Source organism: Stenotrophomonas geniculata, assembly GCF_034508895.1.
Lineage (GTDB): Bacteria > Pseudomonadota > Gammaproteobacteria > Xanthomonadales > Xanthomonadaceae > Stenotrophomonas > Stenotrophomonas geniculata.
The window spans coordinates 2,904,956-2,924,831 of sequence record NZ_CP140571.1 but is presented as its reverse complement, the minus strand read 5'-3'; the positions used below and the strand labels follow the sequence as shown (position 1 = coordinate 2,924,831).

Here is a 19,876-nt window from a genome sequence, read left to right as displayed (position 1 = left end):
CGCCGGGCCATGCCCGGCGGCTTTTGCGATCCGTTGCGCTCGCCGGGCATGGCCCGGCGCTACCGATGGCATCAGGACTCCAGCAGTTCCATCCACGCTGCCTCAGCTTTTTCCAGCTGGGCGGCGGCGGTTTCGCGGTCACGGCCGATCACCGCCATGCGGGTGGCATCGGCGTAGTTGGCCGGGTCGGCCAACTGGCGGTCCAGCTCGGCCAGCGCGCCTTCCAGCTCGGCCACCTTGGCCTCGGCGGCGGCCAGCTTGTGCGGGTTCACCGGCTTTTTCTGCACCACCTGCGCCACCGGCGCGGTCTTGACCCCCACCGGCTCTTCCACCTGCTCCATGCGGGCCTTGGTGCCCTGTGCCTGCGGGCGGGTACGCAGCCACGCGGCGTAGGCATCCAGATCGCCGTCGAACGGCTCGACCACGCCATCAGCCACGCGCCAATAGGTATCGCAGACCAGGCCGATCAGGTGGCGGTCGTGCGAGACCATCACGATCGCGCCTTCGAAGGTGGCCAGTGCTTCGGCCAGCGCTTCGCGCATTTCCAGGTCAAGGTGGTTGGTCGGTTCGTCCAGCAGCAGCACGTTCGGCTGCTGCCAGGCGATCAGGGCCAGCGCCAGGCGTGCGCGCTCGCCACCGGAGAAACCATCGACCGGCTCGAACGCGCGGTCGCCCGGGAAATTCCACTTGCCAAGGAAATCGCGGAACGACTGGTTCGGCGCATCCGGGGCGATTTCGCGGAAGTGCTCCATCGGCGACTGGCCTTCGTGCAGCGACTCCACCGTGTGCTGGGCGAAGTAGCCGATCTTCAGGTCCGGATGCGCCATGCGCTCGCCGACGATCGGTGCCAGTTCGCCCACCAGGGTCTTCACCAGGGTGGTTTTACCCGCACCGTTCGGGCCGAGCAGGCCGATGCGCTGGCCCGCTTCCAGGCCGAAGCCGACGTTGTGCAGGATCACCGCATCCTTGCCGTAACCGGCCTCGACGTGGTTCAGGCGAATCAATGAGAACGGCAGCTTGGCCGGCGGCGCGAATTCGATGCGGAACTCGCGCTCGGCACGCACCGCTTCGGTACCGGCCAGCTTGGCCAGGCGCTTCATGCGGCTCTGCGCCTGCGCGGCCTTGCTGGCCTGCGCCTTGAAGCGGTCGATGAAGCTCTGCAGGTGGGCGCGCTCGGCCTGTTCCTTCTCGTGCGCGATCTGCTGCTGGCGCAGCTGTTCGGCGCGCTGGCGCTCGAAGTCGGTGTAGCCGCCCGGGTAGAGCTTGGCGCCGCCACCGTGCAGGTGCAGGGTGTGGGTGGCCACGTTGTCGAGGAACTCGCGGTCATGCGAGATCAGCAGCAGGGTGCCCGGGTACTTCAGCAGCCACTGCTCCAGCCAATACACCGCGTCCAGATCCAGGTGGTTGGTTGGTTCGTCCAGCAGCAGCAGGTCACTGGGCATCATCAGCGCGCGGGCCAGGTTCAGGCGCACGCGCCAGCCGCCGGAGAACGAGGACACCGCGCGATGGTGGGTCTCGGCCGGGAAGCCGAGGCCATGCAGCAGCTTGCCGGCGCGCGCTTCGGCGTCGTAGGCATTGAGCTCGGCCATCTTCGTGTGGGCTTCGGCCACCGCTTCCCAGTCTTCACGGGCGGTGGCCTCGGCCTCGGCGGCCAGCACCGCGGCCACTTCGATGTCGCCGCCCAGCACGAAGCTCAGCGCCGGGTCGGGCAGCGACGGGGTTTCCTGGGCAACGCTGGCGATGCGCACCTTGCCGGGCAGATCGACATCGCCCTTGTCCGCCTCCAGCTCGCCCTTCACCGCCGCGAACAGGCTGGACTTGCCAGCACCGTTGCGGCCGACCACACCCACCCGGTAACCGGCGTGCAGGGTCAGGTCGACATTGGACAACAGCAGCCGCTCGCCGCGGCGCAAGGCGAAATTACGAAGGGAGATCATCGGGGGAGGCGTCCATATAACCGAATGGAATGTGCTGGTGAGCACTGTTCCTGCGACGCAATTCTAGCGTTAACGAATACTTGACGCGCCCCGGGATGCGCAGCGGCCGGCGTTTCTCTCTCCCACGTCCTCGCCGCGCGCCTCCCGGGCCCCTCCCCGCAAGCTCCGATCAGGGCTAAATGGTTGCTTCTGCAACGTTTTTCCCGATGACCGGCATTTGACAGCCACTGAATATCCCGTTAATTCCTGCTTTGCGCACCGCAACAACCGCCGTCCGCCTCACCCCCGTGATGTCGATTCCGGTGCCGCCCCCGCCAACCGGAGCCCCATCCCGATGACCCGCAAGACCAGCCTGATCGCCGCCGCCGTCGCTGTCGCACTCGGTGGCTCTCCGTTCGTTGCCGCTGCCCAGCAGGCCGGCACCGCCGCCAACACCCTGGACACGGTGATCGTCACCGGCACCCGCGTGGCTGACCGCACGGTCGCCGAATCGCAGTCGCCGATCGACATCATCACCCCCGAAGCACTGCAGTCCACCGGCACCAGTGAACTGGCCACGGCACTGTCGCGCGCCCTGCCCTCGCTGAACTTCCCGCGCCCGGCCCTGACCGATGGCACCAGCGGCGTGCGCCCGGCGCAGCTGCGCGGCCTGTCACCCGACCAGGTGCTGGTGCTGGTCAACGGCAAGCGCCGCCATACCTCGGCGATGATCAACGTCAACGGCAGCATCGGCCGTGGCTCGTCCGCCGTGGACATCAACGCGATTCCGATCGCCGCCATCGAGCGCGTGGAAGTGCTGCGTGACGGTGCGTCGGCACAGTACGGCTCGGACGCCATTGCCGGCGTCATCAACATCGTGCTCAAGGGCAGCGGCAGTGGCGGCAGCCTGGCAGTGGACTACGGCCAGTACTCGGCCGGTGACGGCAACAAGTACCAGCTCTCCGGCGATACCGGCGTCGAGTTCGGCAACGGCCGTGGCCGCGTGCACGTGGCCGGCCAGATCAGCCAGCAGGACGAAAGCAACCGCGCCGGCCCGTACCGCGGCACCACGCCGAACACCGGTAACTTCCCGAGCATCGGCCAGAAGACCTTCATCGTCGGCGACCCGCGCGTGGATGCGACCGCGGCATCGGCCAACGCGAGCTTCGACTTCAGCGACCACGTGACCGGCTACGCCAGCGCGCTGCTGAGCAACCGCGACATCACCTCGTTCGCGTTCTACCGTTCGCGCAACCACAACGGGCAGAGCGCGCTGCTGGCGCAGACCTACCCGGACGGCTTCGTGCCGGAGATCAACCAGTACTCCAAGGACCGCTCGCTGGTGGCCGGGGTCAAGGGCAACACCGACAACGGCTGGACCTGGGACCTGAGCCTGAACCACGGCGAGAACACTCTGGACTTCCACACCCGCAACAGCATCAACTACAGCCTCGGCGCGACCAGCCCGCGCTCGTTCTACGACGGCACGCTGAAGTACCAGCAGGACATCTTCAATGCCGATCTGACCAAGTCGCTGGACTGGGGCCTGGCCTACCCTGTCACACTGTCCTTCGGCGGTGAGTACCGCAAGGAGAAGTGGGACCAGAACCCGGGCGAACTGAACTCGTACACCGGCAGCGGCGCGCAGGGCTTCGCGGGCTTCACCCCGACCAATGAAGTGCATGCCGACCGCCACAACTACGCGGTCTATGCAGGCCTGGAAGCGGACCTGACCGAGAAGTTCTCGGCGGGCATTACCGGCCGCTACGAGGACTACTCGGACTTCGGCGACCGCTTCTCCGGCAAGCTGTCGGCGCGCTATGCATTCACCGACAAGGTCGCGCTGCGGGCCACCGCCTCCAGCGGCTTCCGTGCACCGTCGCTGGCGCAGCAGGGCTACCAGGCGGTGACCAGCCAGTTCCTCAATGGCGTGTTCGTCGAGCGTGGCACCTTCCCGACCACCAGCCCGGCCGCGCAGGCGCTGGGCGCCTCGCCGTTGAAGGCCGAGACCTCCACCTCCTACAGCCTGGGCCTGGTGCTGCAGCCGGTGGACCGCCTGTACATCACCGTCGATGCGTACCAGATCGACATTGATGACCGCATCGCGCTCTCGTCCAGCATCACCACCAACGCCGCCACCAGCGCGCTGCTGGGCACCCTCGGCCTGCCGCAGGTGACCGCGTTCTCGTACTTCACCAACGGCCTGGATACGCGCACCCGCGGCGTCGACTTCGTCTCCAGCTACACCGTGCCGTTCAGCGCCAGCAGCCTGGAGCTGACCGCCGCCTACAGCTACAACGACACCGAAGTGCGCCGCGTCGGCGGCACCCCGGCGGTGTTTGGCACGCTGGGCCTGACCCAGTCACTGATCGGCCGAGATGAGATCGGCCGCATCGAGGACAGCTACCCGCGCGACAAGGCGATCCTGAGCGGCACCTGGCGTTCGGATCACTGGGAACTGGGCCTGGCGGCGACCCGCTACGGCAAGTTCACCGTGCGCAACTCGGCCACCGCGCTGCGCGACCAGACCTACGGCGATGCCTGGGTGGTGGATGCTTCGGCCAGCTACAAGCCGAGCAGCAACTGGACCCTGACCGTGGGCGCCGACAACCTGCTGGACAAGTACCCGGACCGCACCGAAGACCTGCAGAACTCCACCTTCGGCATGCTGCCGTACAGCAACTACTCGCCGTTCGGCTTCAACGGCGCGTATGTGTACGGGCGGATCAAGTACACCTGGTAAGCGACGCTCTGGTAGTGCCGGCCGCTGGCCGGCAACCCCGGGCCGCATCTGGAGGAGAGCCCCTTCTTGTTGAAGGGGCGCGCCGAAGGCGGCGGTAGAGGAGAAATGCGTGGGCAAACCCGCCCGCCACGGCACGTGGACGGCGGGTTTGCCGTATCTGGCTTCATCGGTGAAAATCGGGGCATCCCCCCGATTTCCTGCGAGTGCCGATGCACCATGACACCGACCTGATCAACATCGTTGCCGTTGGCCTGGGGCTCGCCTTCATCTTCGGCGCGCTGGCCAACAAGCTCCGCTTGTCTCCCCTGGTCGGTTACCTGGTTGCTGGCATCTGCGTAGGACCGTTCACCCCCGGCTTCGTCGCCGACCAGGCGCTGGCCAACCAGTTGGCCGAGCTGGGCGTGATGCTGCTGATGTTCGGCGTCGGCCTGCACTTCTCGCTGAAGGACCTGATGGCGGTAAAGGCCATCGCCATCCCCGGCGCCATCGGCCAGATCGCGGTGGCCACCCTGCTCGGCTGGGGCGTGGCCTCGCTGATGGGCTGGCCGGCCATCCATGGCGTCATCTTCGGTTTCTCGCTAGCCACCGCCAGTACCGTGGTGCTGCTGCGGGCGATGGAGGAACGCCGTCTGCTGGAGACCATGCGCGGCAAGATCGCGGTCGGCTGGCTGATCGTGGAAGACCTGGCCTGCGTGCTGGCACTGGTGATGATGCCGGTGATGGCCGGTGTGTTCGGCCCCGAAGCAGCCAAGGAATCGCACTCGCTGGGCAGCGTGCTGGCCGACATCGGCTGGACCTTCGTGCAGCTGGGCCTGTTCGTGGCGGTGATGCTGGTGGTCGGCCGCCGGGTCATTCCGTGGATCCTGGAGCGTATCGCCGGCACCGGCTCGCGCGAGCTGTTCACCCTGTCGGTGCTGGCGATCGCGCTGGGCGTGGCGTTCGGCTCGGCCATGTTGTTCGGCGTCTCCTTCGCGTTGGGCGCGTTCTTCGCCGGCATGCTGCTCAACGAATCGGAGCTGAGCCACAAGGCCGCGACCGATTCGCTGCCGCTGCGCGATGCGTTCGCGGTGCTGTTCTTCGTCTCGGTCGGCATGCTGTTCGACCCCAACATCCTCGTCCAGCACCCGTGGCAGGTGCTGGCCACCGTGCTGATCATCATGTTCGGCAAGTCGGCCGCTGCGTTCTTCATCGTGCGCGCGTTCGGGCACCCGACCAGCACCGCGTTGACCATCTCGGCCAGCCTGGCGCAGATCGGTGAGTTCGCCTTCATCATCGCCGGCCTCGGCGTGGCACTGCAGATCCTGCCGAAGGAAGGCCAGTCGCTGGTACTGGCCGGTGCGCTGGTGTCGATCATGCTCAACCCGCTGGTATTCGGGCTGCTGGACCGCTGGCAGGCCAAGCAGGAGCAGTCACCCCAGGCCGCCGAGCCCGAAGAGGCCACCGGTCCCTCACGTGACCTGCATGACCACGCCATCGTGATTGGTTATGGCCGCGTGGGCAGCGAACTGGCCCAGGTGCTGCGCGACCGTGGCGTGCCGGTGCTGGTGATCGATGACAACAAGGAGCACGTCGAGCAGGCGCACGCCAAGGGCCTGGCGGCGATCCGCGGCAGCGCCGCCGCCGACCGGGTGCTGGCCGAGGCCCATCCGGAGCGCGCGAAGATTGCGGTGCTGGCGATTCCGCAGCCGCTGGAAGCCGGTGAGGCGCTGGCCAAGCTGCGGGCGATCAACCCGGACCTGACCCTGCTGGCGCGCGCACACAGCGATGCGGAAGTGAAGCATCTGCTGGAACACGGTGCCGATGGCACGGTGATGGCCGAACGTGAGCTGGCGTATTCGCTGGCGGAGATGATCATGTCCACGCCGCCGTACCGGAATCTGGGGCAGCACAGCATTCCGGTGGTGTGAGGGGTGTGGGTGCGGCAGGGCTTGCAGCCCTGCACCTGCCGAGGCAACGGCAAAAGCAAAGGCTGACTATCCGTGGGATGGCGGGGTGGGTCCCCGCTGCTGTTGGTGGGTGTCGACCTTGGTCGACACGGCGACACAAAAAGATCCCCGGTCGACCCGCATCGACCGGGGATCTGGATCGCCACGTTGCCATGCCTTGGAGAGGCAGTTCCACCGTAGCGCATCGCGGTGCCGGTGGTGATCGCCAGTAGCGATGACGACCAAGCGCGTAGCTATCAGGCGCCGGCCAGGGCCTGTTCCAGGTCGGCGCGCAGGTCGCCGATGTGCTCGATGCCGATCGACAGCCGCACGGTGTCTTCGCTGACGCCGGCCTTGGTCAGTTCGGCGGCATCCAGCTGGCGATGGGTGGTGGAGGCCGGATGGGTGGCCAGCGACTTCGCATCGCCCAGGTTGACCAGGCGGGTGAACAGCTTCAGCGCATCAAGGAAGCGCGCGCCGGCTTCACGGCCGCCGGGCAGGCCGAAGGTCAGTACGCCCGAGCCGTGTCCCCCCAGGTAGCGCTGCGCGGCAGCGTGCTCCGGGTCGTCGGCCAACCCGGCGTAGCGTACCCAGGCGACCTTGTCGTGCGCCTTCAGGAACTGCGCGACGGCCAGTGCATTGGCGTTGATGCGTTCCATGCGCAGGGCCAGGGTCTCGATGCCCTGCAGGATCAGGAACGCATTGAACGGCGACAACGCGGCACCGGTATTCCGCAGCGGCACCACCCGCGCGCGGCCGATGTAGGCCGCTGGCCCCAGTGCTTCGGTATAGACCACGCCGTGGTAGCTCGGATCGGGCTGGTTGAGGCGTGCGAAGCGTTTGGGCTGCGCGGCCCAGTCGAAGCGGCCGGAGTCGATGATCGCGCCGCCGAGGCTGTTGCCGTGGCCGCCCAGGTACTTGGTCAGCGAGTGCACGACGATGTCGGCACCGTGCTCGAACGGGCGCAGCAGGAACGGTGTGGCCACCGTGTTGTCCACGATCAGCGGCACGCCGGCGGCATGCGCGACCTCGGCGATGGCGGCAATGTCGGTGACGTTGCCACGCGGGTTGCCGATCGATTCGACGAACACCGCCTTGGTGCGCTCGTCGATCAGCGCGGCGAACGCCGCTGGATCGGCGGGGTCGGCGAAGCGCGCCTGGATGCCGTACTGCGGCAGCGTGTGGGCCAGCAGGTTGAGGCTGCCGCCATACAGCGCGCTGGAGGCAACGATGTTGTCACCGGCCTCGGCGATGGTCTGGATGGCATAGGTGATCGCGGCTTGTCCCGAGGCCAGCGCCAGTGCGCCGATGCCACCTTCCAGGGCGGCCAGGCGCTGCTCCAGCACGTCGGTGGTGGGATTCATGATGCGTGTGTAGATGTTGCCGGGCACCTTCAGGTCGAACAGGTCGGCCCCGTGCTGGGTGTCATCGAAGGCGTACGCCACCGTCTGGTAGATCGGCACCGCCACCGCGCGGGTGGTCGGATCGGGCCGATAGCCGCCATGCACGGCCAGGGTTTCCAGTTGCCACTGCGGGTCGCTCATTGCACCAGGCTCCATCCGGGGAAACCGCCACCATAGGCCAGCCGGGGCGTGGCACTGAGAGCCGCTGGCGATGACGTCCGTACCGCCGGTTATCAGGTTGGCCGCGATTCAGGCAGCCGTCATGGGCCGTTGCTAGGCTTCGCCGCCGGGCGCTCCTGCCCGGGCACGGAGGCCCCACGCGCATGCAGCCATCCCCTTGGACACCCACCGCCAACGGTACCCCGACCCAGGTCTTGTTGGTGGAAGACGATCGCCGCCTGGCCGAACTGGTCAGCGACTACCTGCACGAGCATGGCTTTGCCGTGCAGCACGTCGCCCGTGGCGACCTGGCCGGCGCGGCCTGCCGCCAGCATGCGCCGGAACTGGTGGTGCTGGACCTGATGCTGCCCGGCCTCGGCGGCATCGACGTGTGCCGGCAGATCCGCAGCTTCTCCGACGTGCCGATCCTGATGCTGACCGCGTGCGAGGACGACATCGAGCAGGTACTGGGCCTGGAATCCGGCGCCGACGACTATGTGCACAAGCCGATCGAACCGCGCCTGCTGCTGGCGCGCCTGCGCGCGCTGCTGCGCCGCCGCCACGGCAGCAGCAACACTGGCACGCCCTGCCGGCTGATGCATGGTGAACTGCTGATCGACCGCATGCAGCGCGAGGTGCATCTGCATGGCCAGCCGGTAGACATGGGCACCACCGAATTCGAGATCCTGTGGCTGCTGGCCAGCCAGCCGGGGCAGATCCTGTCGCGCGACCAGATCCTGCAGGCGGTGCGCGGCATCGGCTTCGACGGCCTGGACCGTAGTGTCGATGTCAGCATCGGCAAGCTGCGCCGCAAGCTGGGCGATGACGCGCGCGAACCGCGGCGGATCAAGACCGTGTGGGGCCGCGGCTACCAGTTCAACCCGTCGGCCTGGACCGCATGAAGCGGCTGTTCCTGTGGCTGTGGTTCGTCACTGGTGCCTGCTTCCTGGTGTCGGTGTTTTTCCTCAACCACATCCTGGACGGCATCTACACGCCTGTGCAGGATCGAGTGTTCGTCGAGCAGGTGCGCGGGCAGGTGTACGCCCTGCGCAGTGGCCTGGCCGGCCTGGACGCCGGTCAGCAGCGTGAGCGCCTGCAGCAGTGGCAGCCACACTACGGCATCGCGCTGACCCTGCTCGACAGTCCTCCCGCGCTCGCCCCCCAGGAACAGGCAGCCGTGAAGGCTGATGGCTTCATCGTGCGCGATCAATACCAGCAGGTCCTGCTGCCCATCGAAGGCATCGGAGGCCGCTGGCTGCACCTGCGCCTGCCTGGCGCGGTGCAGATGACGACGTACATGACAATCGCGGCATACCTCAGCATCCTGCTGCTGGTCGGCGCCAGCCTGTACGCCTGGGTGCGCCTGCTCTGGCGCGATCTTGAAGCGCTGCGCCTGCACGCCGACCGCATCGGTGCCGGTGATCTGCAAGCGCGCGCACAGGTCTCGCCGCGCTCGCAGATCCGGGTCATCGTCGAACATTCCAACCGCATGGCCGCGCGCGTAGCCGAACTGGTGCAGCGCCAACGCGACCTGACCCATGCGATCTCGCACGAACTGCGCACGCCGATCGCGCGCGTGGCCTTCGGCCTGGACCTGATGCAGGACAGTGATGATCGCGAACGCCGCGAACGGCTGGCACAGGGCCTGCACGGCGACCTGGCCGAACTCAACCGGCTGGTCAGCGAACTGCTGGCCTATGAGCGTCTTGAGCATCCCAGCGAAGGCGAGCCGATGCAGCGCATCGAAGCCGACGACTGGCTGCAGGCCTGTCTGGCCGATGCACGCCGTGATGCCGAACGCGGCGGCGTGGTCCTGCGCGTGCAGCCCAGTGCGTTGCCACGGGTGGATGCCGAGCCGCGCCTGCTGCAGCTGGCACTGAGCAATCTGGTGGGCAATGCGCTGCGCCACACGCATTCGCAGGTGGAAGTCTCGCTGGTCGGCGTCGGCGGCCGGGCCTGCCTGCGTGTGGATGACGACGGCCCCGGCATCGCCGAAGCCGATCGCGAGAAGGTGATGCGTCCATTCACCCGCCTGGACGACAGCCGCAGCCGCGACACCGGCGGCTTCGGCCTGGGCCTGGCCATTGTCAGCCGCATCGCCGCCCGCCACGGTGGCGAGCTGCGCATCAGCCGCGCCACGCTGGGCGGCGCGCGCCTGGAAATGCACTGGCCGCTGGCTGCCAGCTGAACGCCCACGGGCACGATTACAGTTGATTACAACTCCCGCACAACTGCGGACGGATCGGTCGCCGGCGTATCGCCACGCTAACGACCCTGCAGCACTCGCCGGATGCGCGCGCTGCCTTCCTCCCATTGTCGAGAGTTTCCATGTCCCAGCTTCGCCGTTCCCCTGCCCTGCTCTGCCTGGCCCTGTTGCCGCTGTTCGCCGCACCGATCGCCCACGCCAAGGATGACCACTGGACCTTCGAGGTCGCTGCCGGAGGTGGCGTGGCACCTCGCTACAGTGGCAGCGAGGAGTATCGTGCAACGCCTTCGCTGTCCTTCGATGTCACCTCGCCAGGGGGCTGGTTTCTGGGCACCAGCGGCATCGGCTGGGGCACGTCCATCGGCGAGCACACGCGCGTGCGTGCCTACGTCGGCGCCAGCGGCATCCGCAAGGAAAAGGACTCCCTGCTTGGCGGTTCGGACTTCCTGCGCGGCATGGGCGATATCGATACCCGTCCCCTGGTCGGCGTCTCGGCTGGTTATACGCTGGGCGAAGCCGTGCTGAGCGGTTCCTGGCAGTTCACCCGCAAGGATGAGGACAAGGCCGAGAACGGCCTGGCCACCCAGCAGGTGCACTTGAACCTGACCATGCCGCTGTTCGACCTGGCCGGTGGCGTGGTCAGCGGCAGTGTTTCCACCGACTACGGCAACCGGGGTTACATGCAGACCTGGTACGGCGTCAGTCCGGAACAGGCGGCGCGCACCGGCTTTGCCCAGCACAAGCCGAAGGCCGGCCTGGTCAGCGCCGGTCTCGGCCTGAAGTGGAGCCACCGCGTGGGCCGCAACGGCAACTGGTACATCTCGGCCGAAGGCACGCGCCTGCTCGGCGATGCCGCCGACAGCCCGATCGTGCAGAAGGCGAACCAGTTCGGCTTGATGAGCGGTTATACGCACCGCTTCTGAGTGAGCGCCGGGCATGGCCCGGCGTACTTCGCAGGAAACGGGGCGCTGCGATCAGGCAGCGCCCCGCATGATTCACGCCCTGGCGAATACCAGGTGACCGCCGTCGTTGCCGACTTCGATGGTGTCGCCGTTGACGAAGGCACCGGAGAGGATCTTCTGCGCCAGCGGATTTTCCAGCTGTGCCTGGATTGCCCGCTTCAACGGACGCGCGCCATACACCGGATCGAAGCCAACGTTGCCGAGCAGGTCGAATGCTGCGTCGGACACCATCAGCTTCAGGCCACGCTCGGCCAGGCGCTTCTCCAGCCCACGCATCTGGATGCGCGCGATCTGCTTGATCTGCTGCTTGTCCAGCGGGTGGAACACCACGATGTCGTCCAGGCGGTTGATGAATTCCGGGCGGAAGTGTGCCTGCACCACGCCCATCACCGCCGCCTTCATCTGCGTGTAGGCCTCCGGGCTGTCGTCGGTGCTCATGTCCTGGATCTGGTGCGAGCCCAGGTTCGAAGTCATCACGATGACGGTGTTGCGGAAGTCCACGGTGCGGCCCTGGCCATCGGTCAGGCGGCCATCGTCCAGCACCTGCAGCAGGATGTTGAACACATCCGGATGTGCCTTCTCCACTTCGTCGAGCAGGATCAGCGAATACGGGCGGCGACGCACGGCCTCGGTCAGATAGCCGCCTTCCTCGTAGCCGACGTAGCCCGGAGGTGCACCGATCAGGCGTGCGACGCTGTGCTTCTCCATGAACTCGCTCATGTCGATGCGGATCATCGCGTCGGCGCTGTCGAACAGGAACTCGGCCAGCGACTTGCACAGCTCGGTCTTGCCGACACCGGTTGGGCCAAGGAACAGGAACGAGCCGGCCGGACGATTCGGATCAGACAGGCCCGCACGCGAACGGCGCACGGCATCGGAGACGACCTTGATTGCTTCCTCCTGGCCGACCACGCGGTTGTGCAGCACCTCTTCCATGCGCAGCAGCTTGTCGCGCTCGCCTTCAAGCATCTTGTTGACCGGGATGCCGGTCCAGCGCGACACGACCTCGGCGATCTCCTCGTCGGTGACCCGGTCCTGTACCAGCTTGAAGTCCTTGTGCTCGGCTTCCTGCGCGGCGGCCAACTGCTTCTCCAGCTGCGGCAGCAGGCCGTACTGGATCTCGCTCATGCGCGCGAAATCCTGGCGGCGCTGCGCGGATTCCAGCTCCAGCTTGGCCTGCTCGACCTGCTCCTTGATCTTGGTTGCACCCTGCAGCGCGGCCTTCTCCGACTTCCAGATTTCATTGAGGTCGGAGAACTCGCGCTCCAGCGCATCGATGTCGTTTTCCAGATCGGCCAGGCGCTGCCGCGAGGCCTCGTCCTTCTCCTTCTTCAGCATCTCGCGCTGGATCTTCAGCTGGATCACCCGGCGTTCCAGGCGGTCCAGTTCCTCCGGCTTGGAGTCGATCTCCATGCGCAGGCGCGAGGCGGCTTCGTCCATCAGATCGATGGCCTTGTCCGGCAGCTGGCGGTCGGTGATGTAGCGATTGGACAGCGTGGCCGCCGCCACGATGGCCGGGTCGGTGATCTCCACGCCGTGATGCACGGCGTACTTCTCCTTCAGCCCGCGCAGGATCGCGATGGTGTCCTCCACCGACGGTTCGCCCACGAACACCTTCTGGAAGCGGCGCTCCAGCGCTGCATCCTTTTCGATGTACTTGCGGTACTCATCCAGCGTGGTGGCCCCCACGCAGTGCAGCTCGCCGCGTGCCAACGCCGGCTTGAGCATGTTGCCGGCATCCATCGCACCGTCGGCCTTGCCGGCACCGACCATGGTGTGCAGCTCATCGATGAACAGGATGATCTGCCCTTCGCTCTTGGCCAGGTCGTTGAGCACGCCCTTCAGGCGCTCCTCGAATTCACCGCGGAACTTGGCACCGGCAATCAGCGCGCCCATGTCCAGCGACAGCACGCGCTTGCCGCGCAGGCCCTCGGGCACTTCGTCGTTGACGATGCGCTGGGCCAGGCCTTCGACGATCGCGGTCTTGCCCACGCCGGGTTCGCCGATCAGCACAGGATTGTTCTTGGTCCGGCGCTGCAGCACCTGGATGGTGCGACGGATCTCCTCGTCACGGCCGATCACCGGATCGAGCTTGCCGCTCTCGGCACGCGCGGTCAGGTCGATGGTGTACTTCTCCAGCGCCTGCCGCTGTTCCTCGGCATTTTCCGACTGCACGTTCTCGCCGCCGCGAAGCTTGTCGATGGCAGCCTGCAGGCGGGTCTTGTCGGCACCGGCGGCGCGCAGCGCCATGCCCAGCGTGCCGTTGTCTTCCAGCGCGGCCAGCACGAACCACTCGCTGGCAATGAAGGCATCGCCATTCTGCTGAGCCAGCTTGTCAGTGTGATTGAGCAGGCGGCCGAGGTCATTGCCCATCGAAACGTTGCCGGCCTGGCCGGACACCTTGGGCAGCGCATCCAGCGCCTCGGTCAGGCGCTCGCGCAGCACCGGCACGTTCACCCCGGCCTGGGCCAGCAACGGGCGCGTGCTGCCGCCCTGCTGGTCCAGCAGCGCGCTGAACAGGTGAACCGGTTCGATGATGCTGTTGTCACGGCCCACGGCCAGCGACTGTGCGTCTGCCAGCGCCTGCTGGAAACGCGAGGTGAGCTTGTCCATCCGCATTGCGAATCCTCATCGGTCATCAGGGCCGGCCCGCGCCGGCGATGCTGGAAAGATGCGGTTGCCCCACCCCGTTTCAAGGGTGACTGCGACTGCACCCCGAGGCCAGTCAGCCTGCGGCCAGCATGCCGGAGTGGGTGTGGTCGGCGCGTTGATCCGGATCAGTTCCGCGCGGTGGACGGGTTCAGCGGGTGATCGCGGTGCGGATCGCCCGCAGCTGCTGCTTGACTGCACGTGCCTGCGCTGGATCCATGCGCAGCAGCGCCTTCTGGCCGATCGAGCGCGACTGCAGGGTGGGATCGACGAAGCGGTAACGGCCGCGCTCATCGCGCTGCACCAGCGGCGCCTGGGCCAGTTCCGGGGTATCCAGCAGATGGTCGATCACCGCGACCAGACGGTCGTTGAAGTAGCCCTCAGGCCGGCCCAGGTCGACGTAGGCCTGCTGGATCAGCGGATAGAAGCGCTTGTAGGCGGTGGCCGTTGCCGCCGGGTCGAGCGCGGTAAATGCCTGCACGTAGGGCGCATAGCGCGCCGCGTTGCTGGCGGCGATGCGTTCGCCACCCTCGCCCGGCTCGACCTGCAGGTTGCCCGGCAGCGGCCGCGCGGCCAGCGCGGTCGGCGGCACGCTGGGCTTGTCCAGGTTGTCGACCTGGGTGACCAGACGCTGGATCAGATGATCGCGCAGCAACAGGGTCAGCGGGCCCTCGCTCTGGAACAGCTGGCTCAGTGCGCCCCAGGCAGCGGCATCGCTGTCAGCCAGCTTCGGCAGCGCCGGATCGGCTGCGGCCTCGGTATCCAGCGGATGCTTGATCGGCGGTGGCGCTGGCGCGGGTTCTGCGGCCGCCTGCGGTTGTGGCGGTGCACTGGTACTGGAGGGGGTTGATTGCACCGGCACCGAGACACCGTCTGCCAGGCGCTTCAGCTGATCGCGGAACAACCAACCGCCCGCGCCACCGATCACCACCACACCCAACACCCAGGGCCATACCGCCTTTCCACTCTGCATGATGCAGCACCTCGTTTCACACGCATGGAGAGGGTGTGACCCCACCGATTCCAGCGGGTTCCCAACCTGTTCCGCTGCCGTTCGGGTTCGGGCCTGCAGCAGAGCCGCGCTCACGCCTGCTTTGCACGCCACGCGCGACGCTGCGGGTCTTGTCCTGTGGAGGCACTGCCATGCAGTACGCGCTGTATTACTGGACCGGCATCCAGGGCCGTGGCGAGTTCGTGCGCCTGGCGCTGGAAGATGCCGGCGCCGATTACATCGACATGGCGCGGGTGCACGGCGATGCAGTGATGCAGCCGTTCCTCGACGGTGGCAGCGAAGGTGCGCAGCCCTTCGCACCGCCGTTCCTGAAGGCCGGGCGACAGGTCATCGCGCAGGTCGCGGCCATCCTGGATTTTCTCGGCCCGACGTTGGACCTGGTGCCGCAAGCGGCCTCGCGGCGGATGCAGGCACTGCAGTTGCAGCTGACCATCGCCGACCTGGTGGCAGAGGTACATGACACCCACCATCCGATCGCCGCATCGAAGTACTACGAAGAGCAGAAGACCGAAGCCAAGGCCCGGGCCACGTCGCTGCGCGGCGAACGGTTGCCGAAGTTCCTTGGTTACTTCGAACAGGTGCTGGCCGCCAACGGAGGCCGACATGCATTGCGCAAGCATTCCTATGTGGATCTGTCGCTGTTCCAGCTGCTGAGTGGGCTGGACTACATGTTCCCGCGCCGCATGCAGGCACTGGCGCCGACCCTGCCCCTTCTGCGTGCGCTGCAGGAGCGGGTGGCGAAGCGGCCGAACATCGCCGCCTACCTGGGCTCGGAACGGCGGCTGGCGTTCAACACGAATGGCATTTTCCGCCATTACCCGGAGCTGGACGCCGAACGGTAGCGCCGGGCCATGCCCGGCGTCCCCCGGTCAATGATCGGTGCCTTCACCCAGCGGCTTCACCGGCTGCTTCTGCAACGACAGCAACCCCAGCAGTACCGCCAGTGCCACATACGCGCCTGCGAACTGCCAGCTGATGATGCGCGCCAGGCCTTCCAGATCCCACGGCAGGTAGATGCCACCGCGCGGGTCCACCGAGTGGATCAGGCCGAACAGGGTCAGCACCGCCGCCACCAGCAGGAAACCGCAGGCGCGGCGCAGGCGTCCATCGACCATCGCCGCCACCGCCGAGATCCACAGCATCGAGGTGATGATGAAGCCATTGCCGAGGGTGAAGATCACCGCCAGCTCGGGCAGGCCGTGGCCGTCGAGCTTGGTCAGCAGCTGCGGTAGCTGGTCCGGGGCGATCCAGCCGGGTGCCTTGATCGCCAGCAGGTAGGCCACCGACGGCAGGAAACCGAACACCATCGCACCGGTGTGGTGACGTGGCGTGGCCTGGAAGGCCTGCGTGGTGATGTCGATGGCCACGTACACGATGATCGGTGCCAGCACCGCCAGCGGAAGCCACTGCACCAGCCCGGAAATGATGCCGAGCATGCCGCCGACGCCGACGAACAGGCCGGTCAGCAGCGTATAGCCGCTGCGTGCGCCCATGTGCTTGTAGGCCGGCTGGCCGATGTACGGCGTGGTCTGCGCAACGCCGCCGCAGACACCGGCCACCAGCGTCGCCACCGCTTCCACCAGCAGGATGTCACGGGTGCGATAGTCATCGCCGGCCGCACGTGCGCTCTCGGAGACGTTGATGCCACCGACCACCATCAGCAGGCCGAACGGCAGCAGCAACGGCAGGTAGGTCATCGCCGTGGGCAGGCCTTCAAGGAAGCCCAGCGTCGGCAGCGGCAGCACCACCTGCGGTGGCACCCATTCCGGCACATGGAAGCCCGGTGCACCCAGTCCGGCCACGCCCAGGCCGTAATACAGCACGGTGCCGAACACGAAGGCCAGCAGCACGCCGGGACCACGCACCGGCAGCTTGCCCTTGGCGATCAGCACATACAGCAGCAGGCCCAGCGTGGTGAAGCCGACCAGCGGCGAGCGCAGCGTTTCCAGCAGTGGCAGCAGGCCCATCAGCACCAGCGCGATGCCGGCAATGGAACCCAGCAGCGCCGCACGTGGCAGCGCGCGGGTGACCGCTTCGCCGAAGAACGACAGCACGAACTTGAGCACGCCCATGATGACCAGCGCGGCCATGCCCAGCTGCCAGGTGGCGATGCCCGCTGCGTGCGGGTCCATGCCCTGCTGCTTGAAGACGAGGAAGGCCGGGCCGAGCACCAGCAGCGCCATGCCGATGCTGGTCGGCGCATCCAGGCCCAGCGGCATGGCGGTGACATCGTCGCGGCCGGTACGTGCGGCCAGCCGGCGCGCCATCAGGGTGTACAGCAGGTTGCCGACCAGCACGCCGAAGGCCGTGCCGGGGAACATCCGGCCGAACACCACATCGGCGGGGAACTGGAAGATCCCGACCAGGGCCATGGCGATGAAGCCGAGGATGGAGAGGTTGTCGACGACCAGGCCGAAGAAGCCGTTGAAGTCGCCGGAGACGAACCAGCGACGCGGTGCGGCGGAAGCGGGAGCGGACATGGAAGGGGCGGTGGGGGTGGGGACCGCCGATGGTAGGCCCAGCGGGGCCCGGGCGCCAATTCCGCGGTGGAATGATGGGTTCCAGCCAACGGCGGGGCCCCTCGTGGCTGGACGCGGGTAGAGTCGACTGTTAGTCGAATGGCAATGCGAGTTGGGCCGGTCGGGATGGGCTGCGCAGGACACGCCGTAAACCCGTCCCTGGGGGCTCGATGGCGCCATCCATGGCGCCAACGGTCCTGCGCAGCCCATCCCGACCGGCCTCCCACAGTTTCCTGCGCGTGCCAGCCACGGAAAGGAATCAAAAGATCAAAAGCAAAAGCGGGTCGCTTCGCTTTGAGCCGAGCATGGCTCGGCTCTACACGAACAATTCGATCATTTCCACGCTATCCACGCATGGCGTGGATCTACCGACAGATCGCAGGAAACTGTCGAAGGCGGGGTGGGTCCGGTTGCGGGGGCGTGAGCGCCATGGATGGCGCGATCGAGCTTACATGGACGTACTTGCAGCGTCCCCCGCAACCGGACCCACCCCGCCATCCTCAGGAAACCCGCTTCTGCTCTGGCTCTGGCTCGTAGCGGGTGCAGGGCGCAGCCCTGCATCGACCACCCCCTACTTCTTCAGGAAGTTGTCCACCAGCAGATGCTTCACGTCGTCGAAGCGGCCGTTCAACACCGCCTTGGCCGCATACAGCGCGGTACCGGCCACCTGCTTGGCTTCGATCTGTGGCGGCATCACCAGCTCGGCGCGGCTGGTGTGTACGTCCAGCAATGCCGGGCCACGCTGCGACAGGAAGTCCTGCACCGCTTCCTCCAGATCCTCGCTGCGGGTCACGGTGCGGCCGTGGAAGCCGATCACCTCGGCCAGGCGACCGAAGTCCGGGTTCTTCAGGTCGGTGTAGTTGTCCAGCAGGCCTTCCACCTTCTGTTCCAGCTCGACGAAGTTCAGCGAGCCATTGTTGAACACCACCACTTTGATCGGCAGGTCTTCCTGCACTGCCGTCAGCAGGTCGCCCAGCAGCATTGCCAGGCCTCCGTCGCCGGACAGCGATATCACCTGGCGGCCCGGGAACGCCTTCTGCAGGCCCAGCGCCTGCGGCATCGCGTTGGCCATCGTGCCGTGCAGCAGGCTGGTCAGCGTGCGGCGGCGGCCATTCACCCGGATATGCCGCAGCACCCAGACCATCGGCGAGCCGCCGTCGGCGGTGAACAGCGCATCGTCGGTCGCATACTTCGACAACAACGCGGTCAGGTGCTGCGGGTGGATCAGCTCGCCTTCACCCGGCTGTTCTTCCTGTTCGCGCTTCTTCAGCGCCTTGTCGCGACGCTCGATGCACTCGTCCAGGAAACTGCTGTCCTCGCGCGGCGGCAGCATCGGCAGCAAGGCATCCAGCGTCGGCGCGATATCACCGACCACGCCCAGGTTCACCGGGTGGCGGCGACCCAGATGACTGCCATCGCGGTCGACCTGGATGATCGTGGCCTTGTCCGGGTAGAACTGGCCCCAGGCGAAGTCGGCGCCGAGCAGCAGCAGCGTGTCGCACGCCATCAATGTGTGGAAGCCGGACTCGATGCCGAAGATGCCGGTCATGCCCATGTTGTACGGGTTGTCCGGCTCGACGAAGTCCTTGGCGCGCGAGGTGTGCGCGATCGGCGCCTGCAGGCGTCGGGCCAGTTCCAGCAACTGCGCGTGCGCGCCCTGGCAACCGGCACCCGCGTAGATGCCGATGCGCTTGCCCTGCCCCAGCAGCTCGGCGATACGCTGCAGTTCGGCGTCGGAAGGACGCAATACCGGCTGGGTGTAGTGCACCGAGAACGGCACATCGTGCTTCACCTCGGCCTGGCTGATATCGGCCGGGAGGATCACCACCGCCACGCCGCGGCGGCTGATCGCCGCCTGGCAGGCCAACGTGACCACGCGGCGTGCCTGTTCGGCGCTGTGTACCTGTTCGCAGAACACCGAACAACTGGCGTACACCGCCTTGAAGTCCACTTCCTGCGGGAATTCCATGCCCAGTTCGCTGGTCACCACCTGACTGGCGATCAGCACCATCGGCGCGCGGTTGCGGTTGCTCTCGAACACGCCGTTGATGAAATGCAGGCTGCCGGGCCCGCAGGAGCCGGCGCAGGCGGTCAGTTCGCCGCTCACCAGCGAATCGGCGCCGGCAGCGAACGCTGCCACTTCTTCATGGCGCACGTGCACCCAGGCGATCTCGCTGCCATGCATCGCATCGGTCACATGGTTGAGCGTATCGCCCACGATGCCGTAGCAACGGCGGACACCGGCCTGCTGCAGGGCGTCCACCACGATTTCGGCCACGCGCTTGCTCATCGGATACATCCTCGAACGGGGGAACGCCCGAGGCTAGACCTGATGAAGTGATGCCCCCGTGGGCACGTCGCCCGTCGCCTCGATGTGCAAAC

The 19,876-nt window shown here is 66.8% G+C and carries 12 protein-coding genes; 6 read left to right on the top strand and 6 right to left on the bottom strand.

The window, feature by feature from the left end; translation table 11 throughout:
• Positions 1 to 71: 71 nt before the first annotated feature.
• Positions 72 to 1,937: an ABC-F family ATP-binding cassette domain-containing protein gene (locus RI032_RS13410; protein ID WP_322547134.1), complete on the bottom strand. Its 1,866-nt coding sequence runs from the start codon at positions 1,935 to 1,937 to the stop codon at positions 72 to 74.
• Positions 1,938 to 2,271: 334 nt separating this feature from the next.
• On the opposite strand from RI032_RS13410, the gene RI032_RS13405 reads away from it, so the two are divergent.
• Both RI032_RS13405 and ybaL read left to right on the top strand, forming a co-directional pair.
• A complete protein-coding gene (locus tag RI032_RS13405; protein ID WP_053443412.1) occupies positions 2,272 to 4,659 on the top strand; it encodes a TonB-dependent receptor plug domain-containing protein in 2,388 nt (795 codons plus the stop codon).
• A gap of 209 nt (positions 4,660 to 4,868) precedes the next feature.
• On the top strand, positions 4,869 to 6,566 hold the full coding sequence (gene ybaL / locus RI032_RS13400; protein ID WP_010481567.1) for a YbaL family putative K(+) efflux transporter: 1,698 nt from the start codon (positions 4,869 to 4,871) through the stop codon (positions 6,564 to 6,566).
• Positions 6,567 to 6,841: 275 nt separating this feature from the next.
• Here ybaL and RI032_RS13395 read toward each other — a convergent pair whose 3' ends face one another.
• Positions 6,842 to 8,128 carry an O-acetylhomoserine aminocarboxypropyltransferase/cysteine synthase family protein gene (locus RI032_RS13395; protein ID WP_322547133.1) on the bottom strand — a complete coding sequence of 429 codons (1,287 nt, stop codon included), beginning with the start codon at positions 8,126 to 8,128 and terminating at the stop codon, positions 6,842 to 6,844.
• Positions 8,129 to 8,310: 182 nt separating this feature from the next.
• Between RI032_RS13395 and RI032_RS13390 the strand changes: the two genes are divergently transcribed.
• From RI032_RS13390 to RI032_RS13380, 3 genes are all read left to right on the top strand, one after another.
• Complete coding sequence (locus RI032_RS13390; RefSeq protein WP_010481563.1) at positions 8,311 to 9,048, top strand: winged helix-turn-helix domain-containing protein; 738 nt, start codon at positions 8,311 to 8,313, stop codon at positions 9,046 to 9,048.
• Positions 9,045 to 10,334 carry an ATP-binding protein gene (locus RI032_RS13385; RefSeq protein WP_010481562.1) on the top strand — a complete coding sequence of 430 codons (1,290 nt, stop codon included), beginning with the start codon at positions 9,045 to 9,047 and terminating at the stop codon, positions 10,332 to 10,334. The genes RI032_RS13390 and RI032_RS13385 overlap by 4 nt, the downstream gene beginning before the upstream one ends.
• 140 nt (positions 10,335 to 10,474) lie before the next feature.
• A complete protein-coding gene (locus RI032_RS13380) occupies positions 10,475 to 11,275 on the top strand; it encodes a MipA/OmpV family protein (protein WP_134957840.1) in 801 nt (266 codons plus the stop codon).
• Between the two features lie 72 nt (positions 11,276 to 11,347).
• Here the strand turns inward: RI032_RS13380 and clpB are convergent, their stop codons facing one another.
• Positions 11,348 to 13,933 (bottom strand): ATP-dependent chaperone ClpB, encoded by a 2,586-nt coding sequence (gene clpB, locus RI032_RS13375; protein WP_164194028.1) that lies wholly within the window; start codon positions 13,931 to 13,933, stop codon positions 11,348 to 11,350.
• Between the two features lie 181 nt (positions 13,934 to 14,114).
• On the bottom strand, positions 14,115 to 14,936 hold the full coding sequence (locus RI032_RS13370) for a DUF3014 domain-containing protein (RefSeq protein WP_260363526.1): 822 nt from the start codon (positions 14,934 to 14,936) through the stop codon (positions 14,115 to 14,117).
• A gap of 170 nt (positions 14,937 to 15,106) precedes the next feature.
• Here RI032_RS13370 and RI032_RS13365 point away from each other — a divergent pair, with 170 nt between their 5' ends.
• Entirely contained in the window at positions 15,107 to 15,817 is a 711-nt protein-coding gene (locus RI032_RS13365) for a glutathione S-transferase (protein WP_322547132.1), read from the top strand.
• A 27-nt stretch (positions 15,818 to 15,844) separates the two neighbouring features.
• Here RI032_RS13365 and RI032_RS13360 read toward each other — a convergent pair whose 3' ends face one another.
• Both RI032_RS13360 and RI032_RS13355 read right to left on the bottom strand, forming a co-directional pair.
• Complete coding sequence (locus tag RI032_RS13360) at positions 15,845 to 17,455, bottom strand: SulP family inorganic anion transporter (RefSeq protein ID WP_322547131.1); 1,611 nt, start codon at positions 17,453 to 17,455, stop codon at positions 15,845 to 15,847.
• Between the two features lie 610 nt (positions 17,456 to 18,065).
• Positions 18,066 to 19,784 (bottom strand): thiamine pyrophosphate-dependent enzyme, encoded by a 1,719-nt coding sequence (locus RI032_RS13355; protein WP_164193724.1) that lies wholly within the window; start codon positions 19,782 to 19,784, stop codon positions 18,066 to 18,068.
• Positions 19,785 to 19,876 lie beyond the last annotated feature (92 nt).

Coding starts and splice junctions, on each gene's coding strand:
- RI032_RS13370 (WP_260363526.1), bottom strand. CDS start 14,936: ATGCAGAGTGGAAAGGCGGTATGGCCCTGGGTGTTGGGTGTGGTGGTG.
- RI032_RS13360 (WP_322547131.1), bottom strand. CDS start 17,455: ATGTCCGCTCCCGCTTCCGCCGCACCGCGTCGCTGGTTCGTCTCCGGC.
- RI032_RS13380 (WP_134957840.1), top strand. CDS start 10,475: ATGTCCCAGCTTCGCCGTTCCCCTGCCCTGCTCTGCCTGGCCCTGTTG.
- RI032_RS13385 (WP_010481562.1), top strand. CDS start 9,045: ATGAAGCGGCTGTTCCTGTGGCTGTGGTTCGTCACTGGTGCCTGCTTC.
- RI032_RS13405 (WP_053443412.1), top strand. CDS start 2,272: ATGACCCGCAAGACCAGCCTGATCGCCGCCGCCGTCGCTGTCGCACTC.
- RI032_RS13395 (WP_322547133.1), bottom strand. CDS start 8,128: ATGAGCGACCCGCAGTGGCAACTGGAAACCCTGGCCGTGCATGGCGGC.
- RI032_RS13365 (WP_322547132.1), top strand. CDS start 15,107: ATGCAGTACGCGCTGTATTACTGGACCGGCATCCAGGGCCGTGGCGAG.
- RI032_RS13390 (WP_010481563.1), top strand. CDS start 8,311: ATGCAGCCATCCCCTTGGACACCCACCGCCAACGGTACCCCGACCCAG.
- RI032_RS13410 (WP_322547134.1), bottom strand. CDS start 1,937: ATGATCTCCCTTCGTAATTTCGCCTTGCGCCGCGGCGAGCGGCTGCTG.
- RI032_RS13355 (WP_164193724.1), bottom strand. CDS start 19,784: ATGAGCAAGCGCGTGGCCGAAATCGTGGTGGACGCCCTGCAGCAGGCC.
- ybaL (WP_010481567.1), top strand. CDS start 4,869: ATGCACCATGACACCGACCTGATCAACATCGTTGCCGTTGGCCTGGGG.
- clpB (WP_164194028.1), bottom strand. CDS start 13,933: ATGCGGATGGACAAGCTCACCTCGCGTTTCCAGCAGGCGCTGGCAGAC.